Below are 20847 nucleotides of genomic sequence, written 5' to 3' on the forward strand. Positions count from 1 at the left end.
GTACACCAATAATTAATAATATGAAATTTTTATTTGGCCTTGAACAAAGAGATATGAGCTATATTAATACTTGCTGCTGGATTGCCCTTTATATGATCATTATCTTCTATTTTTTCTTTAAAGGAAAATCTATGTGGAAAACGCTAGTCTCTGTTTTGCTTCCAACTGCTTTAACAATTGCATTTTACAAGCTCATAAGCTAAATGTAAACAAAATCAAAAATAACCATCTTCTTACAATTAATTGCCGTCTGCTTTTGCTGACGGATGAAGAGGAGATGCAACCCTCCCGTCAAGGGGATTTATCCCCATTGTCGTTGTGCATAGCTTGAATTTCTTCATTGGGCTAAAGCCCTTGCTTATAAGCTGAGTTCGGGATAAAAATGTCCCGTTCTCGATAGCTCCCACAAGAGCATAAATTTATCTCCTCTATCTTGAGACAGAGGTTATCAATAAACTTCCATCGAGCTCTGATATGACTGGTTTAGAACAGTGTAAGCTGCTGTCCTTGTCGGTCTATACAGAAATCTACATTGATAGCCGGCTTCTTCTCAAAGAAACAGTAGGCTGCAAGTGCCGACAGTGCATTTATGGCAAAATTAAAAACGCTCCTATGTCTGGAATGTACCAGCTGTGCCACGTTTTTCAGTTCATCATTGATGGTTTCTATGACCGATCTCTTTCTGAGTAATATTTTGTCATACAGGGGTATTAGCTTGTTCTTCATGTTGCTCCTCAGCCCCGTGACAAGGTTAATGCCGTCATTGTATAATCTTTCGAAAAGCCCTTGGGATATATACCCCTTATCAGCAAACAATTTACCGAAGAGGTTGTAACTGAGCCTGTTAAACACTCTTTCGTCCCTATCATCCACATTCGCCTTGGTGAACATAAAGTTGACCAACTCTCCACGCTCGTTGCAAGTCAAGTGCAGCTTGAAGCCGAAATACCATCCCATCGTGCTTTTCCCTATTGATGCGTATTCCTTGAACACCCTGTTGCGACGGATGCGCTTGTTGTGGCACACAGGTATGGACGTGCTGTCTATGAAACTTATTCCGGTACAACGTCCCAGACAGCACACTTGCAGAAACAGCATCATCTCAACGGCAACTCTTGATTCCAGTTCTATGAAACGGTTATAGGAGAGTTGCTCGGGAAACAAATCCCTCATGTACTCTCTGACATAAAATAACGTGAGTTCGACGAATTATAAGAGTCTGTAAACTTGACGATTGGCGAAATTTGTCGTGACATTAAGGTGTTGATATACAAATCACTACAAATGCGAAACACCATGATCTCCAAGGACAAAGTTACAGAAATATTTTGTATGGCGGATGGTTTCTGTAATTTTTTTACTCAACCTTTATTTTCACAGACTCCCGGGGTGACATAAGCGTAAATCAGTGGCAGTGCCACGCGGGTGGTCTTTATGTCAGGTGGTTTCATTTTTCATTTGTGTAGGGACGCACGGCTCGTGCGTCCGAAATTGATGCGGTCTGTACGGATCTCATGCCGACGGACGCACGGGCCGTACGTCCCTACAGGTACAATGTCATGGTCACGGATGTCAGCCATTGTGGAAACCGTGAATGCCAAGCTTAATTCAAATCAAATTCAAATATAATTCAAATCAAATTCAAATGAAAGCCAAATGAAATTCAAATCAAATTCAAATGAAATTCATATATAAGCCAAATATAATTCAAATCAAATTCAAACAAAAGCCAAATGAAATTCAAACAAAAGCCAAATATAAGTCAAATAAAAGTCAAAAAAACAAGCACTTCTCCACCGCGTGTTTTGGCGGCCTGAAAAGGGTGCGTGGCGCATGCGCAACGCCTTCCGGTCGCCCATGGAAGGCGCGCGTCAAACTCAAACTTTCGCGGCATGACGCCATCGCGTTTGACGCCATGACGCTCTGTCTGATTTCCATTTGGGCTTTCTTTGTGTCGCCATGTGCGACAACGGTGTTTCCAAGGGCAGCCCCTCGAAAACGCCGCCTAATTTTATGGACGGCCTTTGGCGGCCTCTCCGCGTGTTTCCGTATATTGGTTGAGTGACCGTGATCTCATTGGCTTGAGGTCTAATCTACTGTAAAATATAATGCTCCTCACCGTTTTAATGGAGTTGTCGCTTGTGTGTTTCCGGTAAGTGGCGCGGGTACATATGTTGCAATCCCAAGGGCATTCCGTAATCGTTGCCCCCCAATGTTGTCGATTGTTGAATGGTTATCCATATATGTAAACATAGTATAAACATATTTTAAAGATGTTAAAATATGGGGGGGGGGAGAAAAGTATATGTAAATTTGTATAAATTGTCATTTGGCACACTGTGATGCCGTGTCACATATTTTAGCGTGCCGTGCTGGGATTCGTTCAGGCGCATGTTCTGGCTGAAGACGATATGAAGGTATAAAGAATGAGTAACCAAACTTAATTTATATGAAAAAGAACAGCCAAAACAATCGGGTGAAGTATATCGCCCCCAGGATTTATGTGATTTCGCTTTGTCGAGAAACGAGTATCTTGGCTGCGAGTCCAAACGACCCGTATGTAAAGCCCGAAAACCAAGTGGACGAATTTCAGCAAGGCGACTCTGAAGACATACAGTTTGACGAGGATAACGAATGAGACACGGCCATCCCAAAAAAACAATTAATAACTTGACAAAATGAAAATAACAAACAGAGTCATGGCCCTTGTGCTCATGGCTGCCATAGCGCAGACTTTCATATCTTGCGCCGATGTTGATGAAACGAGCAATAATAGTAATGTCAATCAGGAAGCCACGCTCAGGTTTCAGGTTAGTGACGCACAGTATGTAGTAGATGACGGCATATCGAAAAGCCACGATATGTCGTCGGCAAGTGCGTTGGACAAGCGGCTGGCAGCTCTTAGGCTTGTCCCTGCGAATCTTGCGATGGAGCGGTTGGACGTGCGGGATAGCAAAGTGCCTGGTCTGTGCGTCGTAAGTACAACAATAGCTGGCGTGAACCCTATATCCGGTGGCGAGATTGGGCTTACTCGTGGCACCGTAGTCACAACGGCTACCCTGCCTAACTTCAATGTTACGGGACTGAAGGGATTGAATCAAAGTGGTATCAACGAGCTTTGGTTTGAAAATAAGGAAACTCGAAAAAATGGCGAGATGACGGATGCTCCACGGTGGAGCAAAGACAGGCCATGGGCCAAATTCTTTGCGGTGTCACCACGCACCGTTGTTATGAAAAATACCGATGCGCCATACGTAGACTTTGAGGTGGATGCCGATGCGGCCAAGCAGCAAGACTTGCTTGCGGCCTGCTCGGACGCGGTGCACTATGATGTGCCAGGGACTGCTCCGCTCACGCCGCTTACCTTCAGGCATGCTCTGGCCGCCATACGCTTCAAGGTTGGCCCTAACCAGCTGAGCAAGCATACCATCACTAAGATAGAGATTGAGGGCGCGCTGTGTAAGGGTCGCTACACTCTGCCCACCACGAGCGGCGAGAACGGTACGTGGAGCAATCTGTCCGAACCCAGGACATGCGTGCTCGGCGACATAAGCATAGACACAAAGCAAGACATCAACCATCTGCTTACGGGCAACGGTGACAACTACACGTTCTTTATGATACCGCAAGAAACCCAGAACATTACCATTAAGATATATTGCGACGGCAAGACTACTCCATTTGCCAAGTTCAATGGCAAAAAGCCATGGGTGGCTGGTACGACTCGCGAGTATGCTCTGCAAGGTTCAAACAAACCTTGGGAATACGTGTTCACCGTGAAAGAGACTGACCAGTTCGCCGAATACAACGATATGGAAACGTCGGGCTACACCATCACGTCGTATAGGCAAATAGGAAACAAGCAGAAACCTGTTGCGTGGCGTATTGTGGGATGGGACACCAACGGTGACAACAAGTTTGACGAGACAAAGCCCGATTGGATCACAAAAATCAAGGACGAGGGTGTAGGCGGAACCGACGCAGAGAATTGTGTGGCTGGTCTGAGATTTGACGCTAAGCCAGTTTTGACAGGTATGGAAAAAACTATGCGGGCCAACCAGCCCAAGGGTAGCTTGGACAAACCATACAACCTGGCCAACCAAACGGATGGCGGCGACCTTGTGGAGAACACGGCCAACTGCTATGTGGTTTCGGCTCCTGGCTATTATCGCATTCCACTGGTCTATGGCAACGCCATCAGCGGAACTAAAGAGAATAAGAGCGCATACACCTCGAAATATGACGTATTCGATTACCTGAAAGTTTTTCTGGATCATGCCGACAAGCCGATCGTCTCGCCTTATATCAACGAGCAAAACAAGAACGACGAGGCGGCTGTCAGCGCGCAGCTGGTATGGGCTGATGCCAAGGGTTTGGTGTCAGATCTCCGGTTGGCGAGAGGTGCCAACGCAAGTTCCGATTTCCTGACTTTCCGTGTAGACAAGGAGAGCCTGCGTAACGGCAACGCCGTGGTGGCGGTCAAAAACCAGCGAGGTGTCATCATATGGTCGTGGCACCTTTGGTTCACTAAGGCCGATGCGCTCAAGCCAATTCCGTGTGTCAACCACGAAGGAAAGACTTACAGCTTGATGAGCGAGCCTGTGGGAACGAAATACATACAATACGAGACGACGTATGGCGATGAGCGTGAGGTGAAATTCAAGGTGCAGCAGGTGGATGGAAAGGGATCGCCCAAAGACAACCTGTCGGCCATCATTACCATTACGCAAGAGGGTGCTTTCGCTCCGTATGTCTTCACCACGCAGTATCAATCGGGGCGCAAGGATGCCTTGCCTGGCACGAGCAAGGTGCAAGAGGGAAACTTTGGCTTTGCTCAAAGAAATGTCTCCATAGGCGTCTCCATCCAGAATCCAGGTGTCATGTATTCGTCAAATGGAAAATGGTGTGAAAAAGGTTGGGACAACCTTTGGTCGTCAAATCATAAGCGCGGCAACGACAACAACATAGACACATGGGCGATCGATATTGACAAGACTATATATGACCCATCTCCCGTAGGATATAAGATGCCGCCTGTCGGTGCCTACTCGGGCTTTACAACAACGGGTAAGTCTACGTCGGAAATTGCAGAAATCAACTCTACGCGTGTTATAGACAATGGATGGCATTTCTATACTGACGCCACCAAGAAAAACACTGTTTACTTCCCCGCGTCGGGATACCTTTGGAGGGATAACGGAGTTTTAGAGAGTGTGGGGATCGTAGGGTATTATTGGTATGCCCCACGTTACTATGGTCATGGTCACAGTTTTTCTTTCAGTTTCTATAGAGGGCAGAGAAATATTTCCATGAGAGGGGACGATCTCGTCGGCTTGACCTGTGCCATTCATCCTGTGGCAGAGTGACCTTTGCCTCTATATGTATATGCTGGCGGAGCGGTCTTTGCTTCGCTAGCATTTTTTATGGCAAGGGCGTGGTCTGCGACGTCTTGGCATTTTCCAAGCGTAATTAGGGAATTTCTGCTAATTCCCTAATTACAATTTCATTTAGTTTTCCCATAGCCAGCTTTGATGTATTCTTCTTCAAGTATTGATACTCCTGTTAGAAAATCATCATTTTCATTTTTCAACGCTTTTAGATTTGTAATATATTGTTCAGGATAATAAATAAATTCTCTTGCCATTCTTTTAATACCCAAAGGACAACAATAGGCGGGTGTGTTTTTACCTTTGATACCTAATGAAGGAATTGACTCATCAAACAGAGGCTCATCAATATTTCTATCAAACATTGACTTAACGACATTATTACTTAATTGGATAAAATAAGGAATCCTTACAACTTTATAGCCAAGTTCTTCATAAAATCTTTGGTTTTCATTATCACTCCTTATTCTATCTGGCTTCTGATAATGCTGAACACCATCAAACTCAATAATAAGTTTTAGAGTTTCACATCTGTAATCTGGTCTACTTCTGCGGCCAGATGCTTTAATAGACTGATCATGAATCCATTCCTCAGCAGGAATTTCAGGAAAAATCACTTTGAGATAGTCTTCCATTCCAGTTCTATGCAGACCCGTATCTTTGTCTAATCCAGCCTTCTCTGCCATGTACTTGGTTTCCCTAAGGAAACCCCACTTTTGTTTTTTTACATCCATATTAATTATCTTTCACAGTTTAGCTTAAAAAGCTATTAATCAACGTGAGTTCGAAGAATTATAAGAGTCTGTAAATTTGGTGATTAGCGAAATTTGTCGTGACATTAAGGTATTGATATACAAATCACTACAAATGCGAAACACCATGATTGCCAAGGATAAAGTTACAAAAATATTTTGTATGGCAGATGGTTTCTGTAAGTTTTTTGACGCAACGGAGGCATGATATGTGTCAAAACCTGTTGGAAAAGAAAGTGTCATCGTGATTTGCCGGGCTAACGGCGCGGACAAAAGCTTTGCTTTGCCCGGAAAAAGAGCCATTGTGGAAACCGTGAATTGCCGAGCTTAAGTCAAATAAAAGTCAAAAAAAACAAGCACTTCTCCACCGCGTGTTTTAGCGGCCTGAAAAGGGCGCGTGGCGCACGCGCGACGCCTTCCGGCAGCCCATGGAAGGCGCGCGCCATACCCTCGCGGCATGACGCCATCGCGTTTGACGCGCGATGGTGCGCCGTTTAAGCTCCCATCGCCATCCCTCTAAAGCCTAAACGCGTTGCCATTGGTGCCTTTTTGTGTCGCCATTGGTACTTAATGGCGGTCGGCGCGAAATGGCATTGGTGGCCGAAATTGGCATTGATGATTGTTTCTCGCTGGTGGATAGCGTTTTATGAACATGCCCCATTTTGGGCGTATTTGAGGCCAAGCTATACCCTGCGGGCAAATACGCCATTGTCGCGCATGCTTTTGTCAATTTTATTCAACGTTTTTGTGGGCTACAATGGGTCCACGTCATAATATATTTGCAGCGCCTTGCAATAGGGCTGTCGTAACATCTGGTCTCGCAGCTGTCGCAGGCTCGCTCGCGCCTGTCGCAGGTTCGCTCCGTTCTCCAGCTTGATGACAATCTTGCGAATGTTCATGGTCTTGACTCTTGCCACGGCCGGTTTGTCAGGACCGAGCACCCTGTCGCCGAAGATATGGCGCAAGCGCGCTCCCATCTCTTGCGCCGCCGCCTCGGCTATGGGCTCCTGCTTGTGTTTTAAGAACACGTAGATTAAATGGTGGAATGGTGGGTACTGGAACATCTCTCGTTCTTGCAAGAGGTCGTTGTAGAAGCTCTCGAAGTCATTGCGCGCCGCTTGTCTCACCACCGGCAGCTTTGGGTCGCGCGTTTGCAGTATCACAAGTCCGCGCTCGCCCTTTCGTCCGGCTCGGCCCGCCACTTGGCACATCATCATGAAAGCGTGCTCGTATGCCCTGAAGTCGGGATAGTTGAGCATGGAGTCGGCGTCGAGAATGCCCACCACGGACACGTTCTCAAAGTCCAGCCCCTTGCTTACCATCTGCGTTCCTACGAGTATGTCCGTTTTGCCAAGGCTGAAATTGCCTATCAATCGCTCGTAGGCCCGGCGCGTCTTTGTGGTGTCGAGGTCCATCCTCGCCACCTTGGCCTCGGGAAAAATGTCGGCCAGTAGTGTCTCTATCTTCTCCGTTCCGTAGCCCCTGCCGCTGATGTTGGGGTTGCCGCAATTGGGGCAAACCGATGGCACTTGGCATGTAAAGCCGCAATAGTGGCACGTCAGCAGGTTGAGCCGTTTGTGGTATGTGAGCGACACGTCGCAGTTTTTGCATCTCGGGACCCATCCGCACACCCTGCACTCTATCATGGGCGCGAAGCCGCGCCGGTTTTGGAACAAGATGACTTGCTTGCCATTGGCCAAGGCGTCGCGCATGGCCGCGAGCAGCGTGGGGCTGAAAGGCCCCGACATCATCTTGCGCCGGCGCAGGTCTTTCACGTCCACAATGCGTATCTCGGGCAGCTCGATGCCTTGGTAGCGTGTCTTCAATTCCACCAATCCGTATTTGCCCGTCCGCGTGTTGTGGTAGCTCTCCATGGACGGCGTGGCGGTGCCCAGCACCGTTTTGGCCCCAAACATCCCGGCCAACACGATGGCCGCGCTGCGCGCGTGATAGCGCGGCGACGGCTCCTGCTGTTTGAAACTGCTCTCGTGCTCCTCGTCCACGATGACCAATCCGAGCTTTTGAAATGGCAGGAACACGGCCGACCGCGCGCCGAGTATGATGTCGTAAGGATGCTCCGATAGCTGTTTGCGCCATATTTCCACCCTTTCCTCGTCGCTGTATTTGCTGTGATAGATGCCAAGCCGGTTGCCAAAAACGCGCTGCAGCCTGCTCGTGATTTGCACCGTCAGCGCGATTTCCGGCAGCAAGTAGAGCGTTTGCCGGTGTTCGTCCAGCGTTTTTTGTATGAGATGTATGTACAGCTCGGTTTTGCCACTGGATGTCACGCCATGAAGCAGCACCACGTTTTTTTGCGTGAACTGTGCCAGCAATTGGTCGTAAGCGTCTCGCTGGGGCTGGCTCAGCGGCTGTATCCTTTCGGGGTGATAGTCTCCGCCGTGGTTGAGCCGGCCCACCTCGCGGTCGTAGGTATAGAGTATTTTGCGATCGCGGAGCGCGTTGATGACTGCCGCCGTGGCTTGGCTCTCGTTGGCAAGTTCCTCTCTCGTTATCTCCACGATGGTCTCTTGGGGCCTGTCTCCACGAAGGCTGTCCCAGCGCGTTAGACTCAAGAAGCAAGCCAATGCGCGCTGCTGTTTCGGCGCTCGTGCCAGCGTGCCTAACGCCTCGCGCAACGCCCGCTCCTCGCGCAGCGGCTCCGACAGCCCCACGCACACCTCTGTCTTGGCTCGATAGCCCTCCTCGCGTTTCATGCCGGCGGGCATGGCGGCCTTGTATATGTCGCCCAAAGGCGACATGTAGTAATCGGCCATCCACTGCCATAGGCGCAACTGCGTTGGCAGCAGTGTTGGCGCGGCGTCCACGACGCTGATGATGGGCTTGACCTTGTCGGCGTCCAGCCCCTTGATGGTATCGCGTGCGCAACCAACGCAAATGCCCGTGTAGGTCTTGCTTTGGCCAAATGGCACCAACACGCGTGTGCCGGCTGCCAGGCTCGCGGCCTGATCGTCGGTTACGCCGTAGGTAAAAGTGGTGTCGAGCGGCAATGGCAATATTACGTCAATATATTTCATCCCAATGGCTTGCAAAGTAAACAAAAAGAAACAACATGGCAAAGCAAAAGTTGACAAATTAGGCGCGCCGCACCGTCGGCCATCCGTTTTCAGGTGGTTGCCGCCGCTATTCAGGGGTGGCGAGCCGGCGCCGCGCCGCGAACGTTGGCGGACACCGGGAGGTGCGGTTTTCGCGCGAGCGGCGAGGATATTTTTTCGGCCGGACAATTCGTTTGGCGCGGAAACGACAACCCGATATGTTAAAATGGTAGTTTTAGTCAAAATTTTTGAAGAAATCATAAAGATTAGGATAAAAATGTATACATTTGCAAAATTATAGGAGAGAAATCGCCATGCCCATGAGACATGCGCCATATGATGGGCGTATGCTGATGGCGCGCGGAATGCGTTGACGGGGGGTGGCGATTTTTAAGCATTGTAAACAATATTCACATTATAAAACGCAACTATGAGGAATTTTTGGATTATTCTTTTTTTGATGGGAATGCTGTTTCCCAATCCTACGCTTGCCAAGAAAAAAGACAAGAAGAAGACAGACGCGCTCAAGGCTTTGGCCGACAAGGCGAAGGAAACGGGCGGAATTGAGGCTTATAACAAAGCCGTCAAGGACGCCAAGGTGTGCAAAGGCATGTTCAACACCTATCAGAAAAAGGATGGGAAGTTGTATTTTGAGATGCCGGACTCTGTTTTCTCGCATCTCTACATACTGTCCAACCGCATCTCCAAAACCAGCAACACCAGCGACTACGTGGCCGGACAGATGGTCACGTACCCCATGTTGCTGCGTTTCAGCAAGGACAGCGCGCGCGTGTACATGCACTTGGTTCAGAATGACAACGTGGTGGCCAAGAACGACCCGATAGCCGCGGCGTTTCGTTCCAACTTCGCCGACCCCGTGCTCAAGGCGTTCAAGATAGCCGGGCGCAAGGGTGGCAACGTGCTCATAGACGTGACGAGCTTTTTTGGCGGCAACGAAAGGTGTATCAGCCCGATCAAGAAAGACAACCCCCTGTCCATACTTCTCGGTGGGAAAAAATCGCTGAAAGGAACTTTCGTCGCCGACGCATCGGGTATCACCGAGGTGAAAGCGTTTCCCAAAAACGTGGAGATAAAGAGCGCGCTGTCTTACAACCTGACGGAAAAGGACATGCCCTACACCGTGGAGATGCACCGCTCGCTGTTCATGGCCCCCGACAAACCCATGCGCATGCGCCTGAAAGACAAACGCGTGGGTTTCTTCGAGACGGAGAAAAACGTCTACTCCTCAAACAAGGACAACATAGAGACAAAGACCTATATTAACCGGTGGCGGGTGGAACCCAAGGATGGTGAATGGGAAAAATATTATAGAGGGGAGCTTGTCGAGCCCAAGCACCAGATCGTTTACTACGTGGACACGGCCTTTCCCGAAAAATGGCGCGCCACCGTCAGGCAAGGCATCGAGGATTGGAACAAGGCTTTCGAGGCCGCCGGTTTCAAGAACGTGATAAAGGCTTTGGACTATCCCAAGGACGACCCGAACTTCGACCCCGACGACATGCGTTACAATTGCGTGAAATACGCCGTTACCGACATTGCCAACGCCATGGGCCCGAGCTATGTGGACCCGCGCACGGGAGAGATATTGACGGCCGACGTGATATGGTACCACAACGTGGTGTCGTTGTTGCACAACTGGCGATTTGTGCAGACCGCCGCCGTCGACGCGCGCACGCACAAGGCTGTTTTCGACGACGACCTCATGCGAGAGAGCATGCGTTACGTAGCCGCCCACGAAGTGGGGCACACCCTTGGGCTGATGCACAACATGGGCGCGAGCTACGCGTTTCCAGTGGACTCGTTGCGCAGCCCCTCGTTCACGCGAAAATACGGCACCACGCCAAGTATCATGGACTATGCGCGCAACAACTTCGTGGCGCAGCCCGGCGACTTGGAGCGCGGCGTGAAGCTCACCCCGCCCGTGCTGGGCGTGGCGGATATCTATGCCATCAACTGGGGATACCGGTTGATAAAAGACGCCGACACGCCGGAGGCGGAGAAAAAAACGCTGGACGCTTGGATAGACGCCAAGAAGGGAAACCCCATGTTTGAGTTTGGCGCCCAGCAGTTCATGGGCACCGTGGACCCCACCGCACAGTCGGAAGACTTGGGCAATGACCATATCAAGGCTGGCAATTACGCCATCAGCAACTTGAAGATTATCGTGAGAAACCTTGAGAAATGGACCTTTGAGAAAGGAAAGAGCTATGACGACATGACCGACATGTACAAGGAGGTGGTGGCACAATACTCAAGGCACCTGCATCATGTCATACCATATCTCGGTGGCGTTTGTTACCACGAGATCAGGCAAGGCGACAACCAAAAAGGCGCCAAGACCTACGTTGACAAGGCTACACAGCGCAAGGCCATGAAGTGGTTGGTGAACCAAGCGCTCACGTACAACTCGTGGTTGTCGCCGCAATCGCTGTTGGCCAAATTGGACTTGCCCTCCACCGTGAACATGAGATTGCAAAAATCGTTGGCCGGCGGCATCTATGGCGCGACCACATTGTTCAGGGTTAACGAGGGCTACAAGGTAAACCCGGCCAAGAACTACAGCCTTGGTCAATATATGAACGACGCTTTCAATGAGATATTCCAAAACACATTGAAGGGCAGGGCGCTGAGCGAGTCGGACATCAATTTGCAGGCTTCCATCATATCGCTCTTCAAGAAGAGCGCGGGATTGGGCGGCGACGCTTCCAAAAAGAGAGGGCTGTCATTGCTCCAAGACGATTTGGACCCTGACGCTTGCCTGCCTGGCCTGCCATGCAGCCACATGGGACCGGAACACTCTTTCATGCGCATCAACTACGGCCTGCCAGCCTTGTCGGCCAACCTGCTGGAGCCGCTCATGCTCAACCAGCTGAAAAAAGTGGTGGCGCTCTACAAGCGGAAAAGGGCGACGGGAGACGCGAAGACGCGCAATTATTACGAATACCAAATAATGCAAATAGAGAAACTGTTAAAAAACTAAGGTTATGAGAAAATCCTTTCTTTTAGCGTTGCTGTTGGCGGTTTTGCGCTCCATGCCCGCGTTGGCACAGGACATAACCGTGTCCGGAAAAGTCGTGGACTCATCGGGCGAGCCCATCATAGGGGCGACGGTGAGGGCGCAGGGAGAGAAAACCGGCGTGATCACCGACAAGGACGGCAACTTCAGGATAGTGATGCCCAAGGGCAAGAACAGCATCGTCGTGTCTTATTTGGGTTACAAAGAGGCGATAGCGCGGGCCATTCTTGGCAAGCTCATGAAGATCAAGATGAAAGAAGACGCCCAAAACTTGGACGAGCTTGTCGTGGTGGGCTATGGAACGCAGAAAAAGTCGGCCCTGACCAGCTCCATCGAGACGGTGAAGGGAGAGGACCTCTTGCGCATGCCCACCCCCAACCTTGACCAAGCCCTGAACGGCCAGGTGGCCGGCTTGCAAGTGATGTCGCTCTCCGGCGACCCGGGAGCGGCCCGGGAGGCTTCCATACGCATTCGCGCCATGTCGGGAGCGGTAAGCTCGCCATTGCTGGTCATAGACGGCATACCGCGCTTCTCGGAGAACACCACGGATGGCGAGCAACGCCTTTCAGACCTCAACCCTGACGACATAGAGAGTATCTCCATCCTCAAGGACGCCGCAGCGGCCGCCGTCTATGGCGTGCGCGCCGCCAATGGCGTAATACTCGTCAAGACAAAGCGCGCCACCGGCGACTCCAAGGTGCGCGTGAACTATCGTGGGCAGTTCAATATCCAAGAGGCCACGCAGTTTCCTCACTTCCTGAAGAGCTACGAGTTCGCCAAGCTATACAACAAGGCGGTGGAGGGCGCGAGAAACGCCCAGCCATACACGGAGGAGGAATTGGAGCTGATCAGGACACAATCCATGCCCAACAAGTACGCCGACACCAACTTGCTCGACTACCTGAAATCGCATGGCACGTCCACGACGCACGCCGTCTCCATCTCCGGCGGCAACAAGTTTGTGAGGTATTACATTTCCGGTGCCTACACCAACACGGTGGGACTGTACAGCGGCGTTGGGCGCGACCGTTTCAACTATGCCGCCAAGCTCGACGCCACGTTGGCCAAAGGATTGACCCTCTCTCTCGACATGAGCGGCGTCAGGTCAGAGTACAAGAACACCAGCTACACCACCATCGACGCGGCGTACAGCTACGCCCCGACCCAAACGTTTGTCTACGACAATGGCGACTTGGCGAGTATAGGCCATACCAACCCATTGATATCGGTGCGCGGGCTGGGAGGCTATAAGCAAATGGCGACCAAGATGAACACCGTCACGGCCAACCTGAAGTGGGAATTGCCTTGGGTTAAAGGCCTGTCTGTCTACGGCAGGGTGACCGTTGACAACAACAGCTCGTTGAACAAGAACTACGACAACCCCGTGACGCTGTATTTGTACAACGAAAAAACCAAGGAGACAACGGTGGACAAGACCACCATTTATCCTAAAGCCAAGATACGTGTATATCAGGGTACCCAGTTTGTTGACAACGCCTTGATAGAGTTTGGGGCCAATTACGACCGCACGTTTGGTGGCAGACACCATGTCACGGGATTGTTAGTGGCCAACTACCAATCTTATAAGCGCAAGTCTATGGATGGAACCAACAACGATTTGCCGGGCTTGTACCCGGAGGTTCTCGGCTCGACCAATACGGGAACATTGCATGGGGCAGACAGCGAGGTGCAGCGCGCGTCGTTGATTGGACGCGCCACCTACGGTTTCTCGAACCGTTATTTCGCGGAGTTCAGCTTCCGCATGGATGGCTCCGCGAAATTCCACCCGGACCATCGTTGGGCGTTTTTCCCCACTGTCTCGGCTTCATGGATTCTCTCCAACGAAGAATTTTTCAAGAATTGGAAGCAGAAAGTGTTGAGCAATGTCAAGTTTCGCTTGTCCACCGGATTGCTGGGGCGTGATGGGAGCGTGCAAGATTACTCATACTTGCTCAAATATATCTATTCGCCCGCTTATGGCTACAACGTCGGTGGCGTGTTCAAACCTGCGGTCATCGTGGCCACAGGGCACTATCCCAACACGCGGCTGTCATGGGAAAAAAGCCGCGATTACAACGTGGGCGTGGACCTTGGGTTTTGGGATAACAGGTTTGGTCTCACTTACGAATATTACGTTCGTTACCGCACGGATATGTTGACACCCGCTCCCGACTATCTGTATCCCGCATCCACCGGCACCAACGGTAGCGTGCCGTTGATGAATTTTGGCAAGCTGAAGGCTTGGGGATGGGACCTGACGCTCACGCACAGGAACAGCGTCAACAAGTTCAGGTATGACGCCGCGCTCACGTTGTCATTAGGACGCGACAAGGTGATGGACTGGGGAGACGAGTCAAACCAGTTGGAGAACATGCGTAGAAAGGGCCAAAGCACCGGAACCACATGGATGTACGAATCGTTAGGCCTGTTCCAAACCCAAGAAGAGATAGACAATTGGAAACTAAACCAAGACGGATCGTACAAAGGCAAAAACAAAACCATTAAGCCCGGCGACATCAAATACAAGGACCAGAACGGCGATGGCGTGTTGGATGAAAAAGACTTGAAACCTTTCCGGGACTCTCAATTTCCCGATTTCACCGGAAGTTTGCGTTTGGGCGCGAGCTACAAAGGGTTTTTCGTAAGCGTCATGTTCCAAGGGGTGGCCGGCTTCAAGCAATATGTAAGCGAGATGTACTCGTTGGAAAACAACAGCTTGCCGAAGTTCCAGGATTACCACCTCACGGATTGCTGGACTCCCGAGAACCGCGATGCGTCGTTCCCACGCGTCAAGTTGGCAACGGCAAGGGACAACAACCGCAAGAAATCGTCGTTCTGGGTGCGAGACAACAGTTTTGTGCGCTTGAAGTCTGTCAGCGTCGGCTACTCGTTGCCCTCCTCTGTCTTGAGCAAACTCAAACTGTCATCGCTCAGCGTATCGTTGATGGGTGGCAACCTACATACATGGAGCAAGCTCAAGTACATGGACCCCGAGTCTATGCGAGGATACCCCATCCAGCGCACTTATGGCATCAATGCGAATATCGGTTTCTAAACAAGAAATACACAAACTTATGATCATGAACAGAATTAGTAAATATATATTGACAGCCCTTGCCTCTTTGTCGCTCACCTTCGCGACAACAGGTTGCGACGACCTGTTTAAAGACGCGCCTGTCGATAAACTTGCCGAGCCGAGCATTTGGAAAAGTCCCAACCTGTTGGACGAGTACAGCTTGGTGTGGTATCACAACCTTAGCAACGGCTTCGGCACAATGATGTCCACAAGTTGGTTCTTGCGCTATATGTCTAAACCGTACACAGGATGGTACACCGACCAAATAACCTACTCGCGCGCAGAGTGGAGCCGCACTATCTTCGCCGAGGAAGTGGCCGGCGAAGAAGAAGCTATCATCTCGGTGGGCTCAAACGAATGGGGCAAATACTACGAAATGATACAGCATATCAACAGGTTGCTGGCCAACGCAAACGAAATTGCTGACGGACCACACAAAAACCGTATTTTGGGCGAGGCCCACTTCTTCAGGGGATGGTATTACTACCAACTGCTTCGCCGTTTTGGCGCGCCAATGCTTATCGAAAACTTGTACGACCCACTGAATGACCATCGAAAATTTAAGCGTTCCTCATACGAGGAGATGGTGAATTACATCGCGTCGGAGGCCGACAAGGCCGCAAGCCTGCTCGCTGTGAGAAACGATCCGGAGAACGTGGGACGCGTGACAAAGGGCGCGGCCATCATGCTCAAGGCCAAAGCGTACTTCTGGGTAGGGTCGCCGGCGTTTCAGAACAAGGCAAAAGCCATATACGGCTTCACGTCTGACCGTTCCAAAGAGATGATGCAAAACGCCGTCAAGGCTTATGAGGAGTTGATGAGCTTGGGGCGTTACTCATTGGTTCCGGTGAAAGGCAACACCCAAAGCGAGATAGCCGAGAGCTACAACGCCATTTTCCGGCTTCACAACAGCCCCGAGTCTATATACGAGGTGCAGCACAGCGCTGACGGCATTGTTGATGATTTCGGGCACCGTCTCGACGAGGACGCCGCCTCGCCATTCTTCGCCGGAATAAGTTGCGCCTATGTTCCCACGCAAAATCACGTGGACGAATATGGCATGAGGGATGGCAAAACCTATGACGCGCGGCATCCGTACGACAACCGTGACTATCGCTTTTACGCTAACATCGCTTATGATGGCTCCACGTACAACAAGCATGAGTTTGAGATACATTACACCATGGAGAACGGAAAGGAGACGCCCGGCGCGGACCTCACGAAGTATGGCACCAGCCGTAACGCCGCCGTGACACGCACGGGATACTATATGCGCAAGTTTCTTGACCCCAAAACAGAGCTTTTTGGCGACAGCAAATATGGCAGCAAGCAGCACTACATCATTTGGAGGTACGCGGAGGCGCTGCTCGATTACGCGGAGGCTCAATACCGCGTGGGCAATGCCGACAAGGCTTTGGAGGCTGTCAACAAGGTTAGAAACAGGGTGCACATGGACGCCTTGCCCTCCATAACGCTCGAGCAGATACTTCATGAGCGTCGCGTGGAACTGGCTTTCGAGGAATCCATATATTGGGATTACTTTCGATTGGGAACAGCGTTTGACAAGTTGAATGGCTCCACAAACCCCTTGAGGGGCGTGAAGATCGTGAAGACGGCAGACGGCGAGACCACCTACACGGTGAGTGACCTGAAGAGCCAAGCGGCCGAACGGGTGTTCAGGGCTTACCAATATTACTATCCCATACCTTGGTCGGAGGTGAGATACCACGGGATAGAACAAAACGAGGGGTGGCACGAGATTAAATAGCGTTTATCGCGACAAACCGCGCCCTTGGGCTAATCTTACGCTTCCGCGACGCTCTTTCATGGGGGTGTCGCGGATGTCTTTTGTTTATTAGCTGCCACATGCCTGGCCTTTGGGGAGCCATCATCTTGTGAGACGCGGCGGTCGCTGGGAGAGCAGGACAGTGTTTTGACCTTGGCCACTGACCATAGGTGGTGTAGCATGTGCCCTACAGCCATGCTAAAACATATAACAAAGCTCTTTTGAGGGAAAAAAAGATATTTACCTGTTTATTGCCTTGCTATTGTGGAAAATATAGTATCTTTGGCATCAAAATGCGATTATGGAAGAAAAGAAAGAAACATTGTGGAAGGTGGTGAAGGGTTATTTCAACGCTTTGCCAGATAAAGAGAGCGAAAAAGATACCATTAAACAGATTCGCGATGACGTTATATTCCATGGGTCCAACCTGTGGGTGCTCATCTTTTCCATCTTGGTGGCGTCTTTGGGCCTTAACGTCAACTCTACGGCTGTCATCATCGGCGCCATGCTCATCTCGCCATTGATGGGCCCCATCGTCGGCATCGGGGCCAGCGTGGGCATCACCGATTTTGAATTGGTGAAGCAATCGTTCAAAAATTTTGCCATATCAACGGCTATCAGCGTGCTCTCCGCCACGCTTTATTTTAGCCTGAGTCCTATCACCGAGGCCCAATCCGAGCTTTTGGCTCGCACCTCGCCCACGCTTTACGACGTGTTGATAGCCATTTGCGGCGGCGCGGCTGGCATCATAGCTTTGTGCACCAAGGGCAAAGGTAACGTCATTCCGGGCGTGGCCATCGCCACTGCGTTGATGCCCCCACTTTGCACCGCCGGCTATGGCATTGCCATTGGCAATTTCTCTTTTTTTATCGGTGCGTTCTATCTTTATTTCATCAACTCTGTATTTATCTGCGCCGCGACCTTTCTTGGCATTCGCATGTTGAGGTTTAGACGCAAGGAATTCGTGGATGCCAAACGCTTGAGAAAAGTCAGGATTTATATTGTCGTCATCGTGTCGCTCACGATGGTGCCCGCCGCTTATATGACAATAGGCATCGTGAGGCACAGTATGGCGGAGAGCAACGCGGAAAGGTTTGTAAAGGCGGAGCTGGACGGCAAGGGCACGCAGATTGTCTCGCACGACTTGGATGAGGAACGGCAAACGCTTGACATTGTGGCCGTGGGACGACACATCAGCCCAAAGACCATAGACGTGGCTGCCAAACGCATGGAGCTATATCATTTGTCACATTACAAACTCAACGTCATACAAGGCTCGCTCTCGGACAGCGCGCTGATGAGCAAGCTGCATGGGGCGACTGCCGGCGGCGACGCTGCCAACAAAAAACTGATGGAGCAGTCGGCGGAGATGGATGAGTTGCAAAGGATGGTGGATGGTTACACATTCTATGAAAACATGCCCATTGAATTGAAAGGCGAAATCAACACTTTGTGGCCCTCCATCCGTACGCTCAGCTTGTCGTTGGCGGTAGAAAACAGCATGGACTCCGCAAGCGCGCGCCACTATGTAGTGGCTGTCGCCGGCTGTAAAAAAAATCTCGGCTTTGCCGAAACGGCGCGATTGCGGAAGTGGCTCAAGGCCCGGGTGCGCGCGGATAGCGTCAGGCTGTTTGTCACTCGACAATGAGCGCGCCCGCGCGGACGGTCCAAGCGGAACTGTTTGTCCCGTTTTTTTTATAGAGATAGCGCCCAACGCCACGCCAACCCGGGATGAGGCTGTTGTGCAAGCCAAGGGGCGTGGCGGGCGTTGAATGGTCAACGTGTGGATAGGCTGTTAAACTTGTTGCGCTCAATTTGTAGGATGTTGGCTAATCGCGCGGCCTGCTCGGGATATTTGTCAGCCACGTTTTTGCGTTCGTACAGCTCGTCTCTCATGTTGTAGAGCTGTGGGGCAGGGTAGTTTCCGGTCTCGACCTTGGGCGCCCATTCTATGGACGGCTCGCCGTCGTTGGGCTCTATGTATTTCCATTGTGGTGTTCGCACCGATAGCACGTGGGTTAACGATTGCTCAATGACATACTGTCGGCCCACCTTGTCGATACCCATTATCACATTAATGGCGTTCTCGCTGTCGGGAGCGCTGCCTTTGGGCAATCGCGCGTTGAGCATGCCAGCCATCGATCCCAGCAAGTCTATTTGGCTCACGAGCGCGTTAGACCGTTGCCCCGCCGCAATCTTGCTTGGCCAACTCACAATGAATGGAACGGCCGTTCCACCTTCGAAAGCACTGTATTTTGTTCCGCGGAATGGTCCCGCAGGTTTGTGATCCCCTAATTTCTCGTCAGCCAAGTCTTGGTAGCCGTCGTCTATCACGGGGCCGTTGTCACTGGTCAGAATGACAAGCGTGTTGTCTGACAAGCCCATCTCGCGCAGGGCCTCCATGATCTTTCCCACCGACCAATCGAATTGCGCGATGGCATCGCCACGCAGCCCCATAGGATTTTTGCCCCTGAACCTCTCATGGGGGAAACGTGGCACGTGCACATCATTGGTCGCGAAATACATGAAGAACGGATGGTCTCGGTTTTCGCGTATGAAGCGCACGGCGCGGTCGGTGATGGAGTCGGCGATGTTCTCGTCTTTCCACAGGGCTTTTCCGCCACCTTTCATGTAGCCTATTCGGCCAATGCCATTCACGATGGCCATGTTGTGACCGTGGCTTGATTTGAGGTTGTACAGCAGTTCGGGATTGTTTTCGGCCGTAGGCTCGCCGGGGATGGGCTTTTCATAGTCCACCACGATGGGCTCGTTTGGGTCGTAGTTGGCCACCTGTCCATTCTCGATGAACACGCAAGGCACACGGTCGGCCGTGGCGGCCATGATGTAATGGTAATCGAAGCCCAAGTCGCCAAGCGACTGTGCCAATGGGGCGTTCCAGTCTTGGCCGCCTGTTTGGTCTCCAAGTCCCAAATGCCACTTGCCTATGGCGCAAGTGGTATAGCCCTTGCTCTTGAACATGTCTGCCATGGTGAATTGTCCGGGACGTATAATCATGCCGGCGTTGCCCGCCGCAATGTCGGTGTCTTCTCGTCGCCAAGCATATTCGCCGGTAAGGAGGGAGTAGCGAGAGGGTGTGCTGGTGGCCGCGATGGCATGCGCGTCCGTGAAGCGTATGCCGCTTTGCGCCAAGCGGTCCACGTTGGGTGTGCTTACCCTGCGCGCCCCATAGCACTGCAAGTCGCCATATCCCAAATCGTCTGCCAATATGACAACCACGTTCGGTCGGTCCGTATGGTTTGCCTTGTTGATTTTGGTTTGGTCGGCGGCGTTGGCGTTTACGATCGCGGGTATGACCGCCGCGGTCCCTATCAATTTTGTGTTCATGTTTTTTTGGTTATTTTATAGATTTGAATGTAAGATAGTTATTTACAATCGCAATGATTAAATCATTGGATGATACGAACGCTTCTGTATGGGAGAAAGGCCTGAAAATGCTTTCCACAATTGTAGCGTATGTTTGTTGATAACGCTAAATCGCTTAGGGAGTTAGACGTGGCAAAGATATATGTTTTATTTTATAATGACAACAGATAGTAGATGTTTTTACGTCGGAAAGCATCGTTGGTTACAAAAACAAGCCACTGCTCTAATTGATAACTTGTGAAAGTGGCGTGGCTGTGGCATTGCTTGTGCGTGTCATATCTCATATAAAAATCATCCTGCGGCGCCATTGGCATGCAGGACAAATGTTTATGCCGGCATTAAACCCTAAATTTTATCTTGTTGGTTTCAAAT

Annotated in this window: 10 protein-coding genes and 1 pseudogene; 7 read left to right on the plus strand and 4 right to left on the minus strand. The window is 50.9% G+C overall.

Annotation, left to right across the window (positions count from 1 at the left end; translation table 11 throughout):
- Positions 1 to 203 (plus strand): hypothetical protein (locus HMPREF1640_RS13695; RefSeq protein ID WP_036893563.1); only part of this gene is annotated, 203 nt, incomplete at its 5' end.
- A 280-nt stretch (positions 204 to 483) separates the two neighbouring features.
- Here the strand turns inward: HMPREF1640_RS13695 and HMPREF1640_RS07140 are convergent.
- A pseudogene (locus HMPREF1640_RS07140) lies at positions 484 to 1179 on the minus strand (IS982 family transposase); the annotation flags it as partial.
- A gap of 1270 nt (positions 1180 to 2449) precedes the next feature.
- On the opposite strand from HMPREF1640_RS07140, the gene HMPREF1640_RS07150 reads away from it, so the two are divergent.
- Complete coding sequence (locus tag HMPREF1640_RS07150) at positions 2450 to 2638, plus strand: hypothetical protein (RefSeq protein WP_036893566.1); 189 nt, start codon at positions 2450 to 2452, stop codon at positions 2636 to 2638.
- Between the two features lie 40 nt (positions 2639 to 2678).
- Positions 2679 to 5366: a fimbrillin family protein gene (locus HMPREF1640_RS07155; RefSeq protein WP_052051758.1), complete on the plus strand. Its 2688-nt coding sequence runs from the start codon at positions 2679 to 2681 to the stop codon at positions 5364 to 5366.
- A 137-nt stretch (positions 5367 to 5503) separates the two neighbouring features.
- On the opposite strand, the gene HMPREF1640_RS07160 is transcribed toward HMPREF1640_RS07155, so the two are convergent.
- Both HMPREF1640_RS07160 and priA read right to left on the minus strand, forming a co-directional pair.
- The gene (locus HMPREF1640_RS07160) at positions 5504 to 6121 is read right to left on the minus strand and encodes a DUF559 domain-containing protein (RefSeq protein ID WP_036893567.1); all 618 of its coding nucleotides are present in this window, start codon (positions 6119 to 6121) and stop codon (positions 5504 to 5506) included.
- Positions 6122 to 6891: 770 nt separating this feature from the next.
- Positions 6892 to 9174, minus strand: coding sequence for a primosomal protein N' (priA, locus tag HMPREF1640_RS07175; RefSeq protein WP_036893571.1), 2283 nt, complete (start codon positions 9172 to 9174; stop codon positions 6892 to 6894).
- Between the two features lie 448 nt (positions 9175 to 9622).
- On the opposite strand from priA, the gene HMPREF1640_RS07185 reads away from it, so the two are divergent.
- The 4 genes from HMPREF1640_RS07185 (at position 9623) to HMPREF1640_RS07200 (ending at position 18739) form a co-directional block, all read left to right on the plus strand.
- Positions 9623 to 12193, plus strand: a complete 2571-nt coding sequence (locus HMPREF1640_RS07185) for a zinc-dependent metalloprotease (RefSeq protein WP_036893574.1) — start codon at positions 9623 to 9625, stop codon at positions 12191 to 12193.
- Between the two features lie 4 nt (positions 12194 to 12197).
- Positions 12198 to 15284, plus strand: a complete 3087-nt coding sequence (locus tag HMPREF1640_RS07190; protein WP_036893575.1) for a TonB-dependent receptor — start codon at positions 12198 to 12200, stop codon at positions 15282 to 15284.
- Positions 15285 to 15309: 25 nt separating this feature from the next.
- Positions 15310 to 17073 carry a RagB/SusD family nutrient uptake outer membrane protein gene (locus HMPREF1640_RS07195; protein WP_036893592.1) on the plus strand — a complete coding sequence of 588 codons (1764 nt, stop codon included), beginning with the start codon at positions 15310 to 15312 and terminating at the stop codon, positions 17071 to 17073.
- A gap of 319 nt (positions 17074 to 17392) precedes the next feature.
- Complete coding sequence (locus HMPREF1640_RS07200) at positions 17393 to 18739, plus strand: DUF389 domain-containing protein (RefSeq protein WP_036893576.1); 1347 nt, start codon at positions 17393 to 17395, stop codon at positions 18737 to 18739.
- A 128-nt stretch (positions 18740 to 18867) separates the two neighbouring features.
- Here the strand turns inward: HMPREF1640_RS07200 and HMPREF1640_RS07205 are convergent, their stop codons facing one another.
- Positions 18868 to 20436 (minus strand): arylsulfatase, encoded by a 1569-nt coding sequence (locus HMPREF1640_RS07205; RefSeq protein ID WP_036893577.1) that lies wholly within the window; start codon positions 20434 to 20436, stop codon positions 18868 to 18870.
- Positions 20437 to 20847 lie beyond the last annotated feature (411 nt).

It is taken from the genome of Prevotella sp. S7-1-8 (assembly GCF_000758925.1).
In the GTDB taxonomy this organism is placed as follows: Bacteria; Bacteroidota; Bacteroidia; order Bacteroidales; family Bacteroidaceae; genus Prevotella.